Source organism: Mycoplasma nasistruthionis, assembly GCF_006228185.1.
GTDB classification, from domain to species: Bacteria; Bacillota_I; Bacilli_A; order Mycoplasmatales; family Metamycoplasmataceae; genus Mycoplasmopsis; species Mycoplasmopsis nasistruthionis.
In genome coordinates this window covers 67122-87516 of record NZ_CP040825.1, presented here as the reverse complement: position 1 = coordinate 87516, position 20395 = coordinate 67122, and the positions used below count along the sequence as shown (strand labels likewise).

Annotated in this window: 15 protein-coding genes; 1 reads left to right on the top strand and 14 read right to left on the bottom strand. The window is 29.2% G+C overall.

All coding sequences use genetic code 4. The features are described from left to right. Positions 1 to 66 precede the first annotated feature (66 nt). The 6 genes from FG904_RS00345 to secG all read right to left on the bottom strand — a co-directional run bounded on the left by FG904_RS00345 (position 67) and on the right by secG (position 7851). A complete protein-coding gene (locus FG904_RS00345; protein WP_139591961.1) occupies positions 67 to 2574 on the bottom strand; it encodes a P68 family surface lipoprotein in 2508 nt (835 codons plus the stop codon). 200 nt (positions 2575 to 2774) lie between these two features. Beyond that, the gene (locus FG904_RS00340; protein WP_139591960.1) at positions 2775 to 3059 is read right to left on the bottom strand and encodes an antibiotic biosynthesis monooxygenase; all 285 of its coding nucleotides are present in this window, start codon (positions 3057 to 3059) and stop codon (positions 2775 to 2777) included. A 16-nt stretch (positions 3060 to 3075) separates the two neighbouring features. Then, complete coding sequence (gene metG / locus FG904_RS00335) at positions 3076 to 4629, bottom strand: methionine--tRNA ligase (RefSeq protein ID WP_139591959.1); 1554 nt, start codon at positions 4627 to 4629, stop codon at positions 3076 to 3078. Position 4630: 1 nt separating this feature from the next. Continuing rightward, entirely contained in the window at positions 4631 to 5434 is an 804-nt protein-coding gene (locus FG904_RS00330; protein WP_139591958.1) for a tRNA1(Val) (adenine(37)-N6)-methyltransferase, read from the bottom strand. Next, positions 5415 to 7601, bottom strand: a complete 2187-nt coding sequence (gene rnr, locus FG904_RS00325; RefSeq protein ID WP_139591957.1) for a ribonuclease R — start codon at positions 7599 to 7601, stop codon at positions 5415 to 5417. The genes FG904_RS00330 and rnr overlap by 20 nt, the downstream gene beginning before the upstream one ends. Positions 7602 to 7611: 10 nt before the next feature. Then, a complete protein-coding gene (gene secG, locus FG904_RS00320; RefSeq protein WP_139591956.1) occupies positions 7612 to 7851 on the bottom strand; it encodes a preprotein translocase subunit SecG in 240 nt (79 codons plus the stop codon). A gap of 397 nt (positions 7852 to 8248) precedes the next feature. Here secG and FG904_RS00315 point away from each other — a divergent pair, with 397 nt between their 5' ends. After that, positions 8249 to 10651 (top strand): coiled-coil domain-containing protein, encoded by a 2403-nt coding sequence (locus FG904_RS00315; protein ID WP_139591955.1) that lies wholly within the window; start codon positions 8249 to 8251, stop codon positions 10649 to 10651. A 59-nt stretch (positions 10652 to 10710) separates the two neighbouring features. On the opposite strand, the gene FG904_RS00310 is transcribed toward FG904_RS00315, so the two are convergent. The 8 genes from FG904_RS00310 to FG904_RS00275 form a co-directional block, all read right to left on the bottom strand. Continuing rightward, entirely contained in the window at positions 10711 to 11823 is a 1113-nt protein-coding gene (locus tag FG904_RS00310) for a phosphoglycerate kinase (RefSeq protein WP_338044344.1), read from the bottom strand. A 189-nt stretch (positions 11824 to 12012) separates the two neighbouring features. After that, on the bottom strand, positions 12013 to 13122 hold the full coding sequence (locus FG904_RS00305) for a DUF3137 domain-containing protein (RefSeq protein ID WP_139591953.1): 1110 nt from the start codon (positions 13120 to 13122) through the stop codon (positions 12013 to 12015). A 35-nt stretch (positions 13123 to 13157) separates the two neighbouring features. Beyond that, positions 13158 to 13811 (bottom strand): LemA family protein, encoded by a 654-nt coding sequence (locus tag FG904_RS00300; RefSeq protein WP_139591952.1) that lies wholly within the window; start codon positions 13809 to 13811, stop codon positions 13158 to 13160. A gap of 122 nt (positions 13812 to 13933) precedes the next feature. Beyond that, positions 13934 to 14428: a hypothetical protein gene (locus FG904_RS00295; RefSeq protein WP_139591951.1), complete on the bottom strand. Its 495-nt coding sequence runs from the start codon at positions 14426 to 14428 to the stop codon at positions 13934 to 13936. Further along, the gene (locus FG904_RS03400; protein WP_158290319.1) at positions 14421 to 16808 is read right to left on the bottom strand and encodes an ATP-binding cassette domain-containing protein; all 2388 of its coding nucleotides are present in this window, start codon (positions 16806 to 16808) and stop codon (positions 14421 to 14423) included. The genes FG904_RS00295 and FG904_RS03400 overlap by 8 nt, the downstream gene beginning before the upstream one ends. Next, positions 16801 to 17847, bottom strand: a complete 1047-nt coding sequence (locus FG904_RS00285) for an ABC transporter ATP-binding protein (RefSeq protein ID WP_139591949.1) — start codon at positions 17845 to 17847, stop codon at positions 16801 to 16803. Before FG904_RS00285 ends, FG904_RS03400 begins: the two co-directional genes overlap by 8 nt. 12 nt (positions 17848 to 17859) lie before the next feature. Beyond that, a complete protein-coding gene (locus FG904_RS00280) occupies positions 17860 to 19221 on the bottom strand; it encodes an ABC transporter permease (RefSeq protein WP_139591948.1) in 1362 nt (453 codons plus the stop codon). Next, positions 19221 to 20384 carry an ABC transporter permease gene (locus FG904_RS00275; RefSeq protein WP_139591947.1) on the bottom strand — a complete coding sequence of 388 codons (1164 nt, stop codon included), beginning with the start codon at positions 20382 to 20384 and terminating at the stop codon, positions 19221 to 19223. Before FG904_RS00275 ends, FG904_RS00280 begins: the two co-directional genes overlap by 1 nt. Positions 20385 to 20395 lie beyond the last annotated feature (11 nt).

Sequence of the window (20395 nt, the reverse complement as noted above, 5' to 3'; positions counted from 1 at the left end):
TCGTTTCTAATTTTATAAAAATATAATTTACCGAAACGGTAAACTATATTTTTCATTATTTAAATATTAAGCTTGAATTTTAGATGCAAAGTTTGAGAAATCTTGAATTTTATCAGTTGCAGCTGTTTGATTGTCAACTGATTTTTGTAATCCTTCTCATGCAGCATCGATTGAATTTCTAAATGTTTGAGCTTTTGATGAACCTGGTTCTTCATAAACTCTGTAATCTTTATCTGTAGCACCTTTTCCAAATAAGCTTAAAGCAACTTTTAAGTATTCATTTTTACCGAATAGTGATGCTGTTCCTTCAGCTGCTTCAAATCCTTTGTATGGTAAAATGTAGCTCATTTGTCTTTGTAAGAAGTCTCTAGGTGTTAAGTTTAATTTACCGTTTCCATTAGCAAAATCATATTTCTTATCTGTTGTTAATAATCATTTAACAAATGCTTTTGCGGCATCTTGGTTAACAGGGTTAGATCTTAAACCAATGATTGATGGACCTTGAGAATAAATAACATTATATTGGTTTTCTTTTCTTCATTTACTTGGGGTAGGAATTGAATGTAATTCCTCTTCTTGTAAAATTTGTGTTTTGTTTAATGTTATTTTTTCATATCCAGCAGTTGCAATTGCTTGAATAGCTGAATCTTTTAATGGTCTAACTTTTGCATTTTCGTTTGATGTGTCAATTGCGTCTTTTACAATAAATAGAATAGAAACGGTTGTTGTAGGATCATCTACTCCATTGTTACCTAATTTAGTAATTACTGTACCAGCATATAAATTTAACTCTTTTAATTTAGCAATATAATCAGCATATTTACCTAATTCAGATTTATTGAATGCTAATGTTGCAAAAAGTGCAGCTTTTGTGTAATCAAATTCTGCTACAGCAACTCTATCTGCGAACGCTTTTTGACTTTCAGCATCAGCAAATGCATAAGAGAATGCTGGTAATTGCACTTTAATTGTTTCATTTTCACTATTTGTATATGTTTGTGCTAAATAATCATGAGCTAAAATAGGGTTATTACGACCTCCATAAACATATAAAGGTTGTCATTTAGTAATTTGTTCACTTGGTTGAGTATTACGTTTTATTTTGTTTTGTTCTTTTTCAGGTAAACTTGAAAAAGCACTAATTCCCATAATTGCACTTGTATTTGATGGAATATTGTCAAAACTTCTCGGTTCAAAACTTAATGTATTGTCAATTCTTCCATCTTTTTTATATTCAATAATTGTTTTTTGTTCAGCATTAATGAAGTTGTGGCTGTATCCAGCTGTTGAACCAATTGAGAAAGCATATCTATGTTTTACTTGATCATTTGAAGAGAATTGTCCACCTGGAAGTAATTTTACACCTCCTGATTGAACAGCTGATGAAATTTTGTTATAGATAGTTTCTGAAGCAATTCTTGCTTCTGAACCATCAGTATGTAAAGCTTGATATGAAACTTTTGTTATACCACCTGATTTATTAACTGCTTGAATCATTTTTCTAGGATCAGCATTTAATTCAGCAAAAACAGCTTGTGTATATAATGATGTTGCACTATCAACCCCAAATACATGGACGTTTGCTTTTGTACCTGTTTTTGAATTTTCAAATAATGGTTGTACTCTTGAAGCAAATTCAATTAATTTGTCATATGATTCAAAAATTTCTTTACTTAAAACCATTCCTTTTGCTAATTCAGAAATGTTTGAAACTGGTGTTCCTCAAATACCTTGAACACCTTCACGGTCACTAACACCTTTTGTTTCAATCTCATTAAAGAAGCTTTCTGAGCCTGCTTCAACAGTTACTCCAGCATCTTTTAATGATTTAACTATGTATGATAAAACCGGAGAGTTAATTGCTAAAACGTTTGTTGATTTAAATGCAGGTAGCACTCATGTTGAAACGTTGTCAATACCTTCAGAGTTTAAGTTACTTGAAACGAATTTTTCTGAAAAATCTGTTAAATCAGTGTTTAATGAAGTTTGTGCAGAGTTAAAACTTAGTAACATATTGTTTTCAGCTAAGTTAGATGCAACTGGTGTATAGTTTAAAACAATATCATATAAACTTTTGTTTTTAGAAACAATGTCTAGACTTACTTTGTTTGCACCTGCTGGGTAACCTGAACCAATATTTTGGAATTTTACTGGTAATGCAGCTGATGAAACTTCAGGGTTTGGTAAGTTAGGTTCTTGACCTTCAGCTGTACCTTCAATTGCTTTTTTGTTTGCATCAACTAATTTGTTGTAAACATCTCTTATGGCATTTAATGCTCTTGATTGAGCACCACTTTCTGAGAAAGTGTGAGCCACTATTGTTTCAGCTCTAGAAGTTTGGTCAAAACCTTGAGTTTTTGGAGAAATAGCAGCACCTGATCTACCATTTTCAATTCTTTCTTCTAAGTTAGTTCCACCAAAAAAGTTTTCGTCTCCACCTACAGTTCCATTACCATCTTTTCCGGTGTTTTTATTTGAACTATCGCTACCACATGATGCAGCAACTCCTGTTAGAGCAAATAAACCTAAAAGTGATGAAGAACCTAATATGATTTTTTTCAATTTATCACTCATTTTGTCTCCGTTTAGTTATTGTTATATATAAATATTATGATTTTAAAAAATACAGGCTAAATTCTTGCCTGACTAAGTAATTGAATTACTTATTTTTATCCTGTTAAATTATAATCTAAAACATGCCCTATATTTACTAGAAAGTCACTATGAAAATTTTTTTCATATTTGTATTGTCAATATGAAAAAAGAACTTGCTGTTATTTAGCAAGTTCTACTTCATATAACACTTCAGTGTGTTTTGACATTTTTTCTAAAGTTTTAAGTTCTTTTTTGAATTCATTTAAGTGAATAAAGTTTTTATATGACTCTTTAGTTGATCATCTTTCTAGAATTAAGATCTTATCATTTGTTTCTAGAGCATATTCAAATGATAAGTTAAATTCTTGAACTCTTGTTTTTTTAGTTAAAACAAATAAGTAATCAATGAATACTTTTAGTTTTTCAGGATTAATTGTATATTTAGTTGCTTTTGCAAAAATCATGGCAACTCCTTATAATTTATTGAATTTGTTTTTTTAAACGAGGGAAGTACATAAACTTCTCAGCTAATTTAATCTTATCAAATTTTGATTTGTTTGTAATTAAATCAAAATCAAATTTAGTTAGACCAATTGCTTTAAGCACTTGGTTTGATTTGTTTTTTAAAACAACTGATAAGTATAAATTAACAGCATAAATTCCGTTTAACAAGCGGTATAAAACGATACTTAACTGATTTAGATCTTGTATTTTTCAAGGTTCAGTTAAATCAATGTATTTGTTTAAATCTGAAGCTAGATTAATTGCAACTTTTAAAGCTTTGTCGATTTGATATGTATCAAAGTAAGCTTTGTATTGAGTTATCGATTGTTCAATTTTGGTTTCAATTTCTAAATCTAAAGGATTATTTGAATTAACATAAATAAGTGGTGAATCAAACTTGTTTGAAATCATTTTTAGAGTTCTTGAAACTAAATTACCAAAATTATTAACCAAATCTGCATTAATTACATCAATTAAACGGTCATAATCAAATACCCCATCTTCACCTAAAGAAATTTGAGATACTAAGTAATATTTGATCATTTCAGGATCGAATTCTTTTAATAAGTCATATGGATCAACTACATTGTTTTTTGATTTTGACATTTTACCAGTCGGAGTAACGATTCAACCATGTGCTTGAATTCTGCTTGGTTGTTTTAGGTTTAATGCTTTTAAAAAGATTGGTCAATAAATCATGTGAAAACGCGCAATTTCTTTACCAATTAAATGAACAACTTGAGTATTTTTGCAATTTCAGAATTTATCAAAATCTAATGGTTGTTTTTGATTGTTTGGATCATAACCTAAAGCTGTTATATAGTTGCATAATGCATCTAATCAAACATATAAAGTGTGTTCAGGATCTGAGTCTAATTTAATTCCTCAGTCAATGTTAGTTCTTGTTACTGATAAGTCTTCTAGCCCTTTGTTAATGAAATTATTTTGCATTTCATTAACAATTTTTTGTGGACTTAAAAATTCTGGGTGGTTTGAAATATATTTACTTAATCAGTTGCTTAATAAATCCATTTTGAAAAAATAACTATCTTCTGAAACAGTAATTAACTCATGTCCGCTAGTTGGGTGGAAGTATTTTCCCTTTTCAAACTTAGCTTGTGTTTCTGTTAAAAACTCTTCATCACTTACTGAGTACAGACCTTGATATGAACCTTTGTAAATGAATCCTTTTTTAACAAAGGTTTCAAAAATATGTTTAACAGCTTGTTTGTGTTTTGGATTTGATGTTCTAGAATAAAAATCATAATCAATTCCAAAGTCAACTCATAATTGTTTGTATTTAGCAACCAAATTATCAACAAATTGCTGCGGATCTAAGTTTGCTTCAGCTGCTTTTTGTTGAATCTTTAAGCCGTGTTCATCACTACCAGTTAACATTTTTACTTCAAAGTTATCTAACTTTTTGTAGTTAGCAATTGTTCAAGCTAAAGTGGTTGTATATAAGTGCCCGATGTGTAAATTTCCACTAGCATAATAAATTGGTGTTGTTATGTAAAAATGTTTTTTCATATTAATCCTTTTGAACTTTAATTGGTTTATAAAGTTCTTTTACTTCTGGTAAATAAGATGAATCTGTTTTATTAGTTGAATCATGTAAATATAAATTAGGTAAAAAATGTGTTCCTCAACCTGTTTGATATCTAGCTTCTACTAAGAAAAACTTAGGCTTGTCATCAATTCTTGGAAATACAAATTTAACGCGTTTCGGTTCAAATTTGTATTTACGTAAAATTTCAAAAGTATCAACTAATCTTTCAATTGGTAAAACTAGATTTAAAAATCCTTTTTGCTCAATTATTTTTGAACAACCTTCAATTAGTTGATCTAAATTTAATTCAACTTCATGAGTTGCAATCAATTTAGACGTAGAAACTTTGTTTGATATTTTAGTTTTGTCATATGGGTAAAATGGAGGGTTGCAAAAAATGGTTTGATATTTTTTTAATCCTTGTTTAGTGTGTTGTTTTCAAAATAACTTAAAATCTTGATTAATAAAATTAATTTGATTTTCCATGTTATTTAATTCAACGTTTTTAAGTCCTAATTCATAAGCTTGAGTTTGAATTTCTACAGCATCAATTTTTAATTGTTTATTTCGACTAGCAACAAAAATTGATAAAGCGCCATTATTTGCTCCTACTTCTAAAGCATGGTGAATTTTATGATTTAAGTAAATAAAATTACCCAGCAAAATAGTATCTACTGAATAATTAAACATTGTTTTGTCTTGATAAATATAAAGATCTGAGTCAAAACCTAATGAGTTTTTGACTAGTTTGTTATTTGGATCTAGTTTATTTCTTATTGCTTGCATTTTTTCTTTTAGATTCTTCTTGAAATTTTTGTTCTACATATTTTTGATATAAGTCACTTAAAACACATTCAACTTTACCTTCAACTAAATCAACACCTAAAACAACAACTTCAACTCAATCACCAATTGTAAAAGTTCTTTTGTCTGATACTAATTTAGTTAAAGTTTCATTGGCTGTATATTCTGCATCAATTAGTGTGCTTTTATGTACTAAACCACTTGCTTTAAAATCAAACTCAACAAAGAAACCAAAGTTTAAAATTGATAAAATTTGTGCTTTGAAAGTTTTTCCAACTTGATTTTTTAAAAATTCAGCGAATTTTAAGTCATTAACTGAACGTTCAATTTGGACTGCTTTTTGTTCACTACGTGTGTTTAAATCACCAAATGTAGGTAAGATTTCTTTAAATTCAGCTAAATGACTTTTATCTTTGTTGATTAAAAAGTTTCTAATAATACGATGAATAATTAAGTCCGGATAACGTCTAATTGGACTTGTAAAATGACAATAAAATTCAGAAGCCAGTCCAAAGTGTCCAATGTTATGGTCTGAATAAACCGCTTTTTGCATTGATCTTAAAAACATTAATTTAACAAAATCATCATCACGGTCTAATTTAACATGTTTGACAAAATCAGCAAACTTATTAGGATTGATTGTGTTTGGGTTTAATTCTTTTGTGCTAATGCCAATTGCGCCTAAAGAATTTTTTAAACCTTCAAGTTTTAATTCATCCGGTTTTTCGTGAACACGATATAAAACTGGTAGTTTTTTATCGAATAAATATTTAGCCACCGTTTCATTTGCTCTAACCATAAAATCTTCAATTAAAACTTCTGAAAAACCTCTTTGATGAATAATGATACGTTCAACTGAACCGTTTTCATCTAATTTAATTTTTGGTTCATCAATTTCAAAGTCAACATAACCTTGATTAATTTTAAAATCATGCAGAATTTGTGATAGTTCTTTAGCTTGATCTAGCATTGAAGTTAATTCAGTGTCTGAATAAGCTTTTGGTAACAATTCAGTTTGATTGTTAAAGTATTGATCTACTTGTTTATAAGTTAAACGGTATTTTGATTCAATAATTCCTTGAAAAATGTCAATCTTGACATTTTCACCTTTGCTGTTAATTTCCATTTCACAAGCAATAACAAATCTTTTTTCATTCGGATTAAGTGAACAAATCCCATTTGATAATTGTTCAGGAAGCATTGGAATAACACGGTCAACTAAGTAAATACTTGTTCCACGGTTTAAAGCTTCAGCATTGATTAAAGTATCTTCTTTAACATAATGTGAAACGTCAGCAATATAAACTCCTAAAAAGTAATTCCCATTAGCAAGCTTTTTAACAGTAATAGCATCATCAAAATCTTTAGTGTCATCACCATCGATTGTAACAATCATTTGATTAGTTAAATCACGACGGTTCGATTGATCTTCAGTATCAATTGTTGTTGGAATATTGGCAATTTCTTCAGTTAGTTCTTCTGGAAAACCATGTGGTGCTTTGACTTTTTCTAAATATGCTTTAACAAACACCATTGGGTCAGCTTCATTTGTTATAACTCTTGAAACAGAAATTGAAACTGTTGAATTTTCGTAAGCTAAAATATCAGCCATAACCAAGTCATTTAGTTTAGTTGGCACTAATGAAGCAACTAAACGGAACTTTACAGATTTAAAACGATTATCCACTGGTACAAAATATTTAGTTGCATTTTTATCTTTAATAAATCCAATTACTGTTTGATTATTACGTTCAATAACGTTTGTAATTACTCCGTGATTTAATTCTGTATCATCAGATGAGCCATAAACATTCACTTGTACTAAATCACCATTAATAGCACTGTTGAAATTAAAACTACGTACATAAACGCTGTCTTTTGTGTTATTTTCTTCATCGATGTTGTAATCAACAAAACCAAAATTACCTTTTGCTGAGACATTTAAAACACCTTGAATTGTTTCTTTCAATTCAGGTGCATAGTACTGGTCTTTATTATTTTTGAAAATTAAATACTCCGATTGTAATTCTGATAAAGTCAGAGTTAAAGTCTTATTATCTTTTGGGTGAATTTTAAAATGCTTAGCAATTTCAATAAAAGACTTTGCCTTAGCTGTTTTAATGTAATTTAAAATTAATTTTTTGTCCATATTTTCCTTTTTAGTTTCCTGAATGCAATACTCTAACAATAATTGAAATAATAATTAAAATAAATGCAAAAACAAGCATTGAATATTTTAAAACTTTTTTAATTCCACGTTCTTTAGAATGTTTAAATAATTCCAAGTCACCTGAACCTACTAATGCACCTGAAAAACCATTTGAATCAGGAGACATAAATAGCGAAACAATGATTATTAAAATTGCAAATATTACAAGAAAAACTGCTAAAGCTGTCATTTTCACCTCTCTTATTTATAATAGCATTTAAATAATACCATAATTTCGCTTTCATTGACCTTAATTTGCTGGCTGTTTTGCTTTTACCAAAGATTGTGAAAAATCACAAAAATTGGATATTTTTGAGTAATTTTTTAGCTAAATTAGGTACTTAATTAGCTGAAAAACAGCTATTTAGTTGCTTAATTACTTTGGCTAAATATTTTTTAAAATTAGTGTTGAATATTTATTGTTTTAATTAGTTTTATTATGAAAAATGTTGCAAAGAAAACTTACTCATTTTTAAGTTAAACAAGTTTTTAAAATTTTAATTACAAAATCTAAAAAATAAAAATTTTAAGACTGAAAAACTAGACAAAATAGCACTTGTTTTTAACTTAATCTATATAATTAATTTATGAAAAGAATATATTCAAAATTATTAACTATTTTATTAGGTTCAACAGCGATTACTCTACCAACTGTTGCGGCTTCATGTAATAGTGCAAAGAATAATCAAGACGATTCTGGAAAAAGTCAAGAAAGAAATAGTACAGACGTGTACAATAACTTTTTTAAGAATTTAGATATTCCAGTTTTTGGGTTATCACAAAATGATATAACTCATTTAAATCAAACTAAAGTGTATATTAGACAATATTTTGATTTATTAACTAACGAAACTTATGCTGTTTTACAACAAATTGCAGCTAATCCGTCAGAGTATTCAGGAGCTGCTCAGGATCCAACCTTTAGTTTTGGTTTATCAATTTCAAAAGAAAGATATGCAGAAAGTGTTAATAAAATTGCTGATCAAGTAATCGAATCATTTAATGTCAATAACTCGATTTCATCAGTTTTATATGTTTCCGGAATAACAGCAGCAATTAGAACTATGTCTCAAGAAGCTTATAACAAAATTAGTTATCTAAGACAATTAATGGGTGATAAATTCCCACAAAGTTTGGCTTTCAAAATCAATAACATGGGTCAATTTGTTTTAATGTATATGCAAGGTCCTGTTCAAATTTCTTTAATTAACAGTCAAACACTTGCAAGATTAGATTACTTTATTGCAAATTCATCAAGCGATGAATTAAAAGCTAAAGCAAATGAATTAAAAGCTAAATTATCTGAAAATGCCGAGGCGATTGCTAAGGTATTTAAGCCTTACAGTGATTTTGTAGAGAAAAATTTAGGTAATGAAATTTCGGAAGATAAATTAAGAGAATTTGTAAATCCTGCTTTTGAATTGCTGGAACAACACAGACTTTTAATTAACCAATATAAATCAACTCTAGCATATCCATATTTAGAATTAGTTCAACCTACTTCAAAAGTTCAAGATGCTTTAAAATACAAATCAGTTAATGTTTGAAACTATGATATTAAATACAGATATGCAGCAATAAACGATGTGCCATTGTATAAAAATGTATTTAATAGCATTAAGGATTTAGAACAAGTAGTTGAATTAGATCAAGCTTCTAGAGCATCTGAAACTAGTTCAAATCAACCAACAGAAACTACAAATAACACTTCTGGCGAAAACAACAATTCAACACCAACTGCACCAAAGAAATCTAAAGCTCAAATTTTAGACGAATTCAAACAGCAAATCGAAACTAACCATGATACTATTTTAGGTTCATCTGATGGTTATGTTGAAGATTTAGTACCTGATTTTGTAGCTAAAATTAAAGTTAAAATTGGAAATCAAACAAGAAACGGATATATTTCTGTAATTAGTAAAAAAGATGGTCAATTCAAGAAATTTGCAGTTGACACCGAAATAAATCCCAACAATCAAAAACTTTTATCTGAACAATTTAAAGATGCCAAAGAAAATTACATCATTAAATATACTTGAGATTTTGCACCAATTGAAATAAATGGACAATTACAAGGTAATCCATTAGTAACTGAGTTTATTAGCCCATGAGAAAGCCAAACAAGTGAAGAAGAAGTTAGAAAATTTGTTGAAGCTTTTGGTACTTTCCCGGTTTATTACGTTCCTTATAACTTATTAGATTTCAAAAAAGATGCTGATAATAAATTCTCAGCAATGATGATTAATAGATCATTGCCAGAACATCGTTTTGCTGATGTTTACTGAGACAGATTCTTCTATGGTACAAGTACATATAATTTATTAGTTAATGTTGACTTTACAGGTTCTGCAAACCCTTACAACAGTATCTTTAACACCGAATTAGTGACACATAATTTAACTTCATATTTCACTATTTCTGATGAAATTTATGACAGTTTAATTAAAGCAAATATCATTGAAATGTCATTAGAACAAAAAGAAAAAATAGTTGAATTACAAACTAAAATTAAAGAATGATATAACCAAAAAGTTGATTATGTTGCTGATGATTATTCATATATAAATATTCCAGCAGATTTAATTACTGATAATAAAATTACAAATGATACTAAATTAAAATACCTACAAGCACAAATAGACTATGTTGAAGGTAATTTTGATTACTATGAAGCTTCTGTAGCTAACAAAGCGCAAGAAATTTTAACAATTGATGAAGAATTAAAGAAAACTGATTTAACAGAAGAAAAAAGAACCGAATTAAATACTAAAAAAGAAAAACTACTTGAAGAGCAAAAGGCAGATCAAGCCAAAAAAGAAGAATTTAACACTTTAAAAACATCAAAACTTGAAGCTTTAAATACTAAGTTAACTGAAGCAAAAGCTTCTTTAGTTGAACTTCAAAAACAACTTGAAACAATTAATGAAGAATTTAATGTTAAACAAGCTGAAAAATTTGAAAATGTAGAATTATCATTTGTTTTACGTTAATAAGCAAAATAAAAAGTGTAGTTATTAACTACACTTTTTTGTTTGTTTTTTTAGTTGAATTATTTGTCTTGAATCGATTCAACACCTGGTAATTTTAGACCTTGTAGTAGCTCTAAAGAAGCTCCACCTCCTGTTGAAACGTGTGAGAATTCTTGTTCCATGTTTAATTTTTCAACAGCTGAGACAGAGTCTCCACCACCTACTAATGTATAAGCATCTTTAAGTTGTGCAATTGATTCACAAACTGCTAACGTTCCTTTTTGGAAGTTAACAAATTCAGCAACACCCATAGGTCCGTTTCATACAACTGTTTTAGCGTCTGCTAAAGCATTTTGAATGTTTTCAATTGATTTAGGCCCAACATCTAGACCCATGTAACGTTTAGGAATTTCAACGTCAAAAATTGTTGCTTCAACATCTTTAAATCCATCAGCACAAGCATGATCAACTGGTAAAATAACTTTGTCATCGTATTTAGCTAAGAAGTTTGAAGCTAGTTCAATGTAATCTTTTTCAACCAATGATGTTCCGGTACTTAATCCTTTAGCAGCCATAAATGTATAAGCCATAGCTCCACCGATAATCATTTTATCTGCAATTTCAATTAAGTTTTCTAAAACTTGAATTTTATCTGAAACTTTTGCTCCACCAATGATTGCTACATAAGGGTGGTTAGGATTTTCAATAACACTATTTAAAGATTCCACTTCTTTTTGCATTAAGTATCCTAAAGCTGATTCTTGAATATTTGAAGCGATTCCAACGTTTGAAGCATGAGCTCTGTGTGCTGTTCCAAATGCATCATTAATAAACACATCACCTAGTGAAGCTCAATATTGTCCTAATTGGTCGCTGTTGTTTGATTCAGCTTTGTCATTTAAGTCTTCATAACGTGTGTTTTGAACTAATAAAACATCACCATCATTCATGTTGTTGATTGCATTTTCTAAAGCTAATCCTCTTGTTGCGTTAACAAATTTAACTGGTCTTTGTAGTTGTTTAGCTAATTCAACAGCTACTGGTTTTAATGATTTAGAAGCTAAGTCTTCTTGTGATTTAACTCTACCTAAGTGTGATAATAAGATAACTTTTCCGTTTTCTTGAATGATTTTGTTAATTGTAGGTAAAGCTGCTTTAATTCTTTTTGTTGAAGTTATAACACCATTTGATAATGGAACATTGAAGTCAACTCTAACTAAAACTTTTTTGTGATTTAAATTTAAATCATCAATTGTTTTTTCATGTTTCTCCTTTATAAAAGTAAACTAATTCTGGGATTTTTGTATTAATTTATTTTACTATAAATTGTACTATTATAGGGGTAAAAAATATCAGCAATGCTGATATTTTGTTTAATATGTTTAGTATAAATAAACTGGGACATATACTAGTTGCAACATGAATGAAACTGTATAAATGTCTAGTAAAATGTCTTTATAAATTGTCTTAACAGTGCTGTCTACTGTATGAAATTTCTTTGGAATATCAATGTCCATAAAGCCTTCTGGCGCCATAAAGCTGAAGTAAATAACATCATCCACAGCTCTAACACTGATATATCTTGAGCAAGTGTATTCAAGGTTTTCTGTGTAAAGTTTTAATAAGTTTTCTTGAGCTAAAACTGTGAAGTAAGTTCTAATTCTTAGCTCATCCATTGCTTCAATGTTGAAAACATTATTGAATTTGTCATTTTCAAACTCAATTCTTTTTCCACCAATTCATTTTTTACGGAACATTGAGAAGTCTGTTCTTTTATATTCTTCTAATGCACGAATATCAACTTTAATAGTAACAGCATCAAAATAATGTTTTTCATAATAAACATTCCCTTGACGATCTGTTCTTTCAATGATTTGCTCTCATTTATGATTTCCAACGTGCACTGGATATTTCTTATCTAAAACGATTGATTTAACTTCGTTAACTTGGTATAAATGAGCTGAATTTGGAATTGGTGTTGGTTTAGTTATTAAATATTCATCTTTTGTAAAAACACGATCTTTAGAATCGAAACCATTTGCATTATTATCAGGAACAAAGCGATTTCCAAAGTATTCTCAATTTGGATTGATTTTGCTAATAATTTCTTTGTATAAATTGTGTGGCTGTAAATTTGCTATTAAAAATGAATTTAACTGTGCTTTTAAACGTGAAATTAATTTTGCTTTACTTGATGCTAATACTACGAAAACTATTCCTGGTATAAGAAATATAGCACCGAATATTTGTAGTGCCACTTTACCTGCTGTGTTTTGAACAGAAAGAGAAGCAAATCCAAATAAAACACCTAAAACAAATCCTAAAATTGCCAAGCAGATGAATAAAATTCTTTGTTTTTCTGCTTTTCTTTGTTCAGCCATTTCTGGACGCTCAAACAGTTCATTCACTGCTTTTTCAATTATTGGAAGTGCATGCTCATCTGCTTGTGTTTTAAATTCATTAAATGTTGTAATATCTGAAACTCTTTTCATCAAACTCCTATCTTGTAATTAATAGTATTTAATGATTAGTTTAAAATAGACATATCAACGTCTTGACGAGATTTAACTGAAGCTTGGAATAGTGGAGCTGTGCTTAATCCACTAGCTGCAGCTGGAACATTGCTTGGGAAAACCATAATTTCTTGGTTAAATTCTGTAACTTTTTGGTTATATAGTCTTCTTGAAGCTGCGATTTCTCTTTCAATGTATGTTGTTTCATCCATTAAGTTCATGTATAGTGAACTTGATTTTAATTCTGGATAATTTTCAGCAACTGCCATAACACGTCCAAATACTGAGTTGTTTAAAGCGTCAATTTCTTGTGAGTTAGCAATTGCGTTTCCTTGTAATGTTAATGAACGCAATTTTGCAACATCTGAAAATACTTCTTTTTCAAAGTTTTTGTATGAAGCAACTTGTTGTACTAATTTCCCTAGTGTGTCTGAACGTTTTTGTAATTGAACATCAATTCCTGATGCTAAATTGTTAATTTGGTTTTGCATTCTGTTGAATGCATTTCTTTTTCCAATGTATCAAAAAATTGGAAAAATTAAAATAAATGATGCATAAATGAAAATTTTTGCACCTAATGAAGCTGTTGCTTTAACTGGTCTGTTGTCAGCAACTGGTTGAAAACCTTCTTCATTTCTAACTGTTGTATTGTCAAATAAATTAGCCATTTTTCTCCTTAATGATTTATTAAATTTTATTAAATTTTTTAAACAAGTTTTATTAATTCTTTCGGCCATTGGAAAAAAATGAAAAAACCACTCGTGTAGACATCAAACGAGTGGTTTTGGAATTAATTGTAAATAATAACGATTCATGCAATACATTGAATCAATCATGCTAAACTGGCAAATATAAATGGATATTTTGTTTTTAAATTTTGTTTGTTAGCATTTAGTTTTTCTAATCTGTTTTTTTCTTTTAAATATGCTTGTTGTTGGTGTTTGTCTAGCTTTTTTAAAGTTCTTTGTTCGCGGTTATCTGCAACGTTTTGAAAACCTAGTTTTAATTTAGCAATGCTACGTTCTAAAAAACCTAATTTTAAAAGTAATGCTATAACACTAACCCCAAAAACAACAAAAGCAGGAACTGAAAATGCATTAATGTAAAAATTGTTTAACGCTTGTGAATCATTGCTAATTGAACTGTATAAAGTTCGATTAGCTAAAAAGTAAGTTCCAACTAAAGCAAAGTATAAGACTACATAAACTAAATTGATTAATCAGAAACGAAGTGTTGAAGTTTCATATGAAGTCTTATTAATAAATTTAATAAATCAATTATTCATCTTTATCTATTTTACCACTTGTTCAATTTTCAAATTGGCTTTGTGTTCCATAAACATAATGCATACCTTCTGAGATTACAAATTGACTAGCTACATTAGGAAAAGTTTGTTCTTCTAAGTAAGATAACTCAAATTTAACATCTTGGAATTTTTCATTAGCATTAGAAATTTTAGGAATTGCTTTGAATAAGTTCAATGTGTAGGGGTGAACTGCATTTTGGTAAATGTTTTCTGTTTTTCCAGATTCGACAATTTTACCAAGGTGCATAATTTGTACACGGTCAGCAACATATTCAATCATAGACAAGTCATGCGCAATAAATACCATTCCAATATTTTTTTGCTTACACAAGTCTTTTAGTAAATTTACAACTTGTGCTTGGATTGAAATGTCTAACGAAGCAATCGGTTCGTCAGCAACAATGACTTTCGGCTCAGTAATTAAGGCTCTAGCAATGACAATTCTTTGACGTTGTCCACCTGAGAATTCATGTGGATAACGGTAAGCAAATTGTTTTAATAAACCAACATCTTCTAGCGCTTTATAAATGATATTTTGAGCGTATAATTCACCAATTTTAGCCATTCTAATCGGCTTCATAACAAAGTTTAAAGGTTTATCTAATCATGAATTAGTTGTTTTTAAGTCAAGTTTAGTAATACCTAATAATGAATAAATGTTGTGTAAGTTTTTGTTTAAGTATTTTGATTCAATAACGAATGATTTAATACCGTTTAAACGATCAGCAACGTTTGTTTGATAAACTTTTAAGTCAATAATATGTTGCTTATATTCTGCATATTCTTTAGTGTCTTTTTTGGCTTTTTCAAGTGGTTTAATAATTTGATTTGTGTAAAACTCAGTAAAGTTTTTATGATTTAGTTTAAATTGAGCAAATATTGCATCATCTTGTGCTTTTAAGTCAGCCAAAATGACTTGTTTTTGCTCAATTTGTTGTTTTATAACTTCAATTCTTTTGTTGTATTCTAAAACATATTTTTCAGCTTCAGCATCAAAGGTGGCTTGAGCTTGTTTTAATTGATTTTTAGCATTTTTAAAGTTGTCTAAATTAACTTTCGGCCCTTTGAAGAAAGCTTTAACAACTTGTAATAAATCAGCAAATTTAGTTTTGCAAGCTTGTCTTTTTTCTTGTAGTAATTGTTGTTTTAAATTAGCTGATTTTTCAATGTATTTAGTTAAATCAAAGTTATATTGTTCTTTGATGATTTGTTTAATTTGTTTAATTGATGCTTTTTTAGTAGTATCTACTATTAAATTATTAGCATAAAAATCTTGTGAATACTGCTTAAATTCAGTTGCTAATTGTTTTAAGTCTTCGAAGTCTAAAAATAGTAATTTGTTTAGATTTGCGCTTAATTCTTTGTAAAGTTGTTTATTGATTAAATACAGTTTGTATTTGTGGAAAAAGAAGTCTAATGAATATGAGCTGTAAGCATCATTTCGGTGCATTTTGTATTCGTTTTTAATTTCAGCTTGGAAATTTCGAACTGAATTTTTTGAAATATTAGCAACGTCATTATAATTGTTTTTTATTTCTAGATACTTGTTGTTTGATGCTGTATATGTTGCTTTTAAGTCTAAAAAGTTTTGATTTAAAAATAATAAATTAAATTGATGGTTGTAATTGTTTCTAGCATTTTCTAATTCAACTTCATCAAAATCAATTCTTTGGTTTCTGAAATCTTGTTGTTTTTGTTCATATAAGGCAATTAATTTTTCGGTATTTGTATATAAACCATTAATTACAACTGAATTAATTTTGGTTCTATCTTCTAAATAACCGAAATATGAGTTAAATTGGTCATCTAAGTTATTTTCTAAATCAAATGAAACTTGATAAGCTTGTTTTTGTCATTTTTTAATAAAAGGAGTATGTAAATCAATTGAAATTTCAAGATTTTGTAGTTGAAATTTCAACGCTTGTTCTAAGAATGTATATCTAAAGTTTTGTTTTACCTTGTATCAATCTGAAGCAATGTCTTTACGTTTATTTTTGATAATCCCATTAACAATTAATGGTTCTTTTAAAATGCTGTAAATTGTGTTTTGTCCATTCAATGAAGCCATTGGGTCTTGGAATATCATTTGAATGTTTTTACGCATGAATTTACGACGTTTTCTAGATATTTTTTTACCAGAAATAATTTGACCATCTAAACGCACAAATCCATTGTAATCATCATATAAACGAAGCAATGAGCGACCAATAGTTGTTTTACCTGAACCAGATTCTCCAATTAATCCGACAATTTCACCTTCTTTAACATCAAATGAAACGTCATCTACAGCTTTATTAACTGATCCTTTGTTGACGAAATATTTCTTTAAGTTAATAACTTCTAAAATTGTTTTACTCATTAAATACCTTCTTGAAACTGTCTAATCTTGCTTTTAATTCGGGTGATAATTCAACTTTTGGTGCATCAGGGTGCAATAATCAAGTAGCAGCATAGTGCCCTTTTGATACTTCGAATAATGGTGGTTCTTTTATAAAATCGATTTCTAGTGCGTATGGGTTTCTAGGTGCAAATGCATCACCCAGTGGTAAGTTGTTCATATCTGGTGGAGTACCTTGAATTGAATATAAACGATCTTGTTTGTTTTCAGGAATTGCTGAAATTAAAGCTCATGTATAAGGGTGTGCTGGTTTAGTGAAAATGTCTTGTTTTGAACCTTTTTCAACAATTTTTCCAGCATACATTACATAAATATAATCACAGAATTTAGCAACAACTGAAATGTTGTGGCTAATTAATACGATTGTAATGTTTAATTCTTTTCTAATTTGTTCAAAAAGTGCTAGAACACTGGCTTGAACAGTTGGATCAAGTGCTGTAGTTGGTTCGTCAGCAATAATTAAGTTTGGTTTAAGTGCAACAACCATTGTAATAACAACACGTTGCTTCATTCCACCACTTAATGTATGTGGATACATATCAAAAACGTTTTCAGCTTGACGAATACCAAATTGTTTTAATAATGAAACTAGGTATTGACGTTTTTCAATATAAGTTTTATCTTTTCAGTCAGCATTTTTGTTTAATGCATCTAATAATTGTTTTCCAATCTTACGAGTTGGGTTTAGTGAAGTTAGCGGATCTTGAGGAATGTATCCGATTTTATGTCCACGAATTGTTTGTCAGAATTTATCTTTAGTACTTTGTAGTAGGTCTATTGAGTCAATTTCCATTTTATCAGCAGTAATAAAAGCATTTTCATTAATGTTTAGTAATGATTTTGAAGTTACTGATTTTCCTGAACCTGATTCACCTACAATTCCAATTATTTCACCTTTGTTAATTTTTAAGTCAATTCCACGTACGATAGTAATGAATTTGTTACGACGTAATTTAAATGAAACTTTTAAATTACGAACATCTAATAACTTTTCTTTCATTGGATCTCCTATCTATTTAGCACGAATAACTTTTGGATCTAAGGCATCATGAACACCTAGAGCCACAAAGTGTAGTGAAACTGAAATTAATAATAAGATCATCGCTGGTAGCACTAAGATGAATGGGTTGTTTCCTGCTTGAGCAGCTGCGTTAGATAAGATTGCCCCTAAGTTAGCTGAATCAGATTTAAAGAACCCTAAGAATGCTAGTGATGATACAGATAAAATAATTGATGGAATTGAAGCAACGTAACTGGTTGAAATTTTTCCAATTATTGCTGGTAGAGCATGTTTGTAAATTAAACGCGCTTTAGATGCTCCAACTGATTTTGAAGCAGTAATAAATTCTTGATCTTTAACAGTAATAACAAATAGTCTTGTACTTCCTACTGAACCAACTCAACCAACAAAAATTAAAGCTAATGCTAGTGTTAAGTCAGTTGTACCAAATGTAGCTGCAAAAATTAATAATCAAATTAATGTAGGAGGAGCTACGAAAATATCAATTAGACGCATAATAGCAGTGTCGATAAATGATCCAACATGGAAACCTAAATAAGCCCCAATTGCTACTCCAATTAATGTTTGAATTGTTGCAACAATAATAGCTAATCTAATTGCTTGTCATGTTCCTACTCATGAAAGTGTTCAAATATCAATTCCTCTAGCGTTTGTTCCTAGATAAGTTGATAAGTTTAATTGTGGGTTTCAGGCTTCTATTTGTTTAATTAATGAATTAGCTTCCGCTAAAGTCATATCAGTTGATAAATGACGAGCTTCAACTAGTTTGTTTAAAATAATTTCAATATTTTTAACTTTGTAAAATGCATATGCATTAACTAATAAACGGTTTGTTGTAGGTGTTAATGTTTCTAATTTAATGTAATTATTGGTATTATTTTCACCAAAGTAAATTAGTTTTCATAAAGCTCCACCGTAGTAGTTTGGATTTGATCACTGTTCAGTCAGTTTCTCGAAGTTTGAAATATTTCCTTCCGGATTATATCAAGGAGAAAACACTGGTGGTAAGTTTGTTACGTCTTGTGAAGCTGTAATTGTTTGTCAATCTGGTGTTGATAAATTATCAGCAACATTATATTTAAAATCAAGTGTTTTATATAGTGGTTCAGTTGATGAATATTTGGCAGAAGTTGTAATAACAATTGACATAATGAAAATTGTTAAAAACACAAATAACGAAACTACAGCTACTCAGTTGCTGAAAAATCTTTTAAAAATTTCGACAATTAACTTTTTAGGTTTACCAGCAATATTATTTAAAGCTGCATTGCTTTCAGGAGCAAATGCACTAATTGAGCTACGCATGTTGTCTAATGAAAGTTTATATTTTTTTTCAAATTCTCTAGCGTTCATTATGCTCCTTCCTGTATTTGTTGTTGATATGATTTAAATAATTTTTCTCTTTGGTAATATGCATGAGCAAATCTTAAATATGAATATGGATTTGCTTGTGTATATTTAATTCTTGGATCTAGTAGTGTATAACTTACGTCAACTAAAATTGAGGTTGCTAAACTTAATGATGTAAAGAATACTGTTGAAAACATGATAATGTTAATTTCACCATTAGGGAACGATTGTGCAATAACTTGACTAGTTCCTGGTACTCTTCAGTAAGTTTCAATAACAATTCCACCTGTTAATAGTCCTATGTATGAAGGAATTAAAATAGCTGCAAGTGGAATTGAGATATTTCTAAGCACATATTTGAAGAATATTTCTTTACGGCTTAATCCTTTTGATTTGGCAATTAAAATGTAGTTTGATGTAAGTACTGTTACAACTTGGTTTCTTGTATAAGTGATGTATCCTGATAGTGAACCTAAAACAATAATTAAAATAGGTGGTAGTCAAGATAATACCATTTTGCCTACACCGAAGGCCTCAACTTCAACCGGGTTGTTAAAGTTAATGAAGTTTGGTGGGAAGTTTAAACTAAATAAGATTGAAATTAAAATTGGTGCAATAACAAACGAAGGTAGTGCAATAAAGAATAAAGCAAAGAAGTTAATTCCTGCATCTAATGCACTTCCACGTTTGTATCCTGCTACTATTCCTAATGTAATTCCTAAACAAGCAGAAATAAAGAAAGCAGGCAATGTAATAATGATTGAATATTTTAAGAATCTGAAGAAATATTGCGGTATTGTACTGCTTCCAGTTGATTTTAATAGGTTTAAATCAAATGGAGCACCGAACGGATTTTCAGAATTAGTAAATAAGTTTTGAATTCAATAACCAAATCTAATAATTGGGTTTAACTTAATTTGAGTTCAAGTTGTTTGAACTTCGTTGAAATTAAGTTTAGGAATCAAGTGATACTGGACTGAATAGTCAAATAACTCTTTGATTTCTTGTTGTGTAAGCCCGTTAGATCCACCTTCATTTTGCTTTTGAATTAATTTTTCAGCAAATGGGTTTTTACTAAATTGAGCAACTAAACAATACACAACAAAAACAATTATTAACAAAGTAATGATTGCAAAACCAAAACGTTTAAGTATGTATTTAAGCATATTTCTCCTTT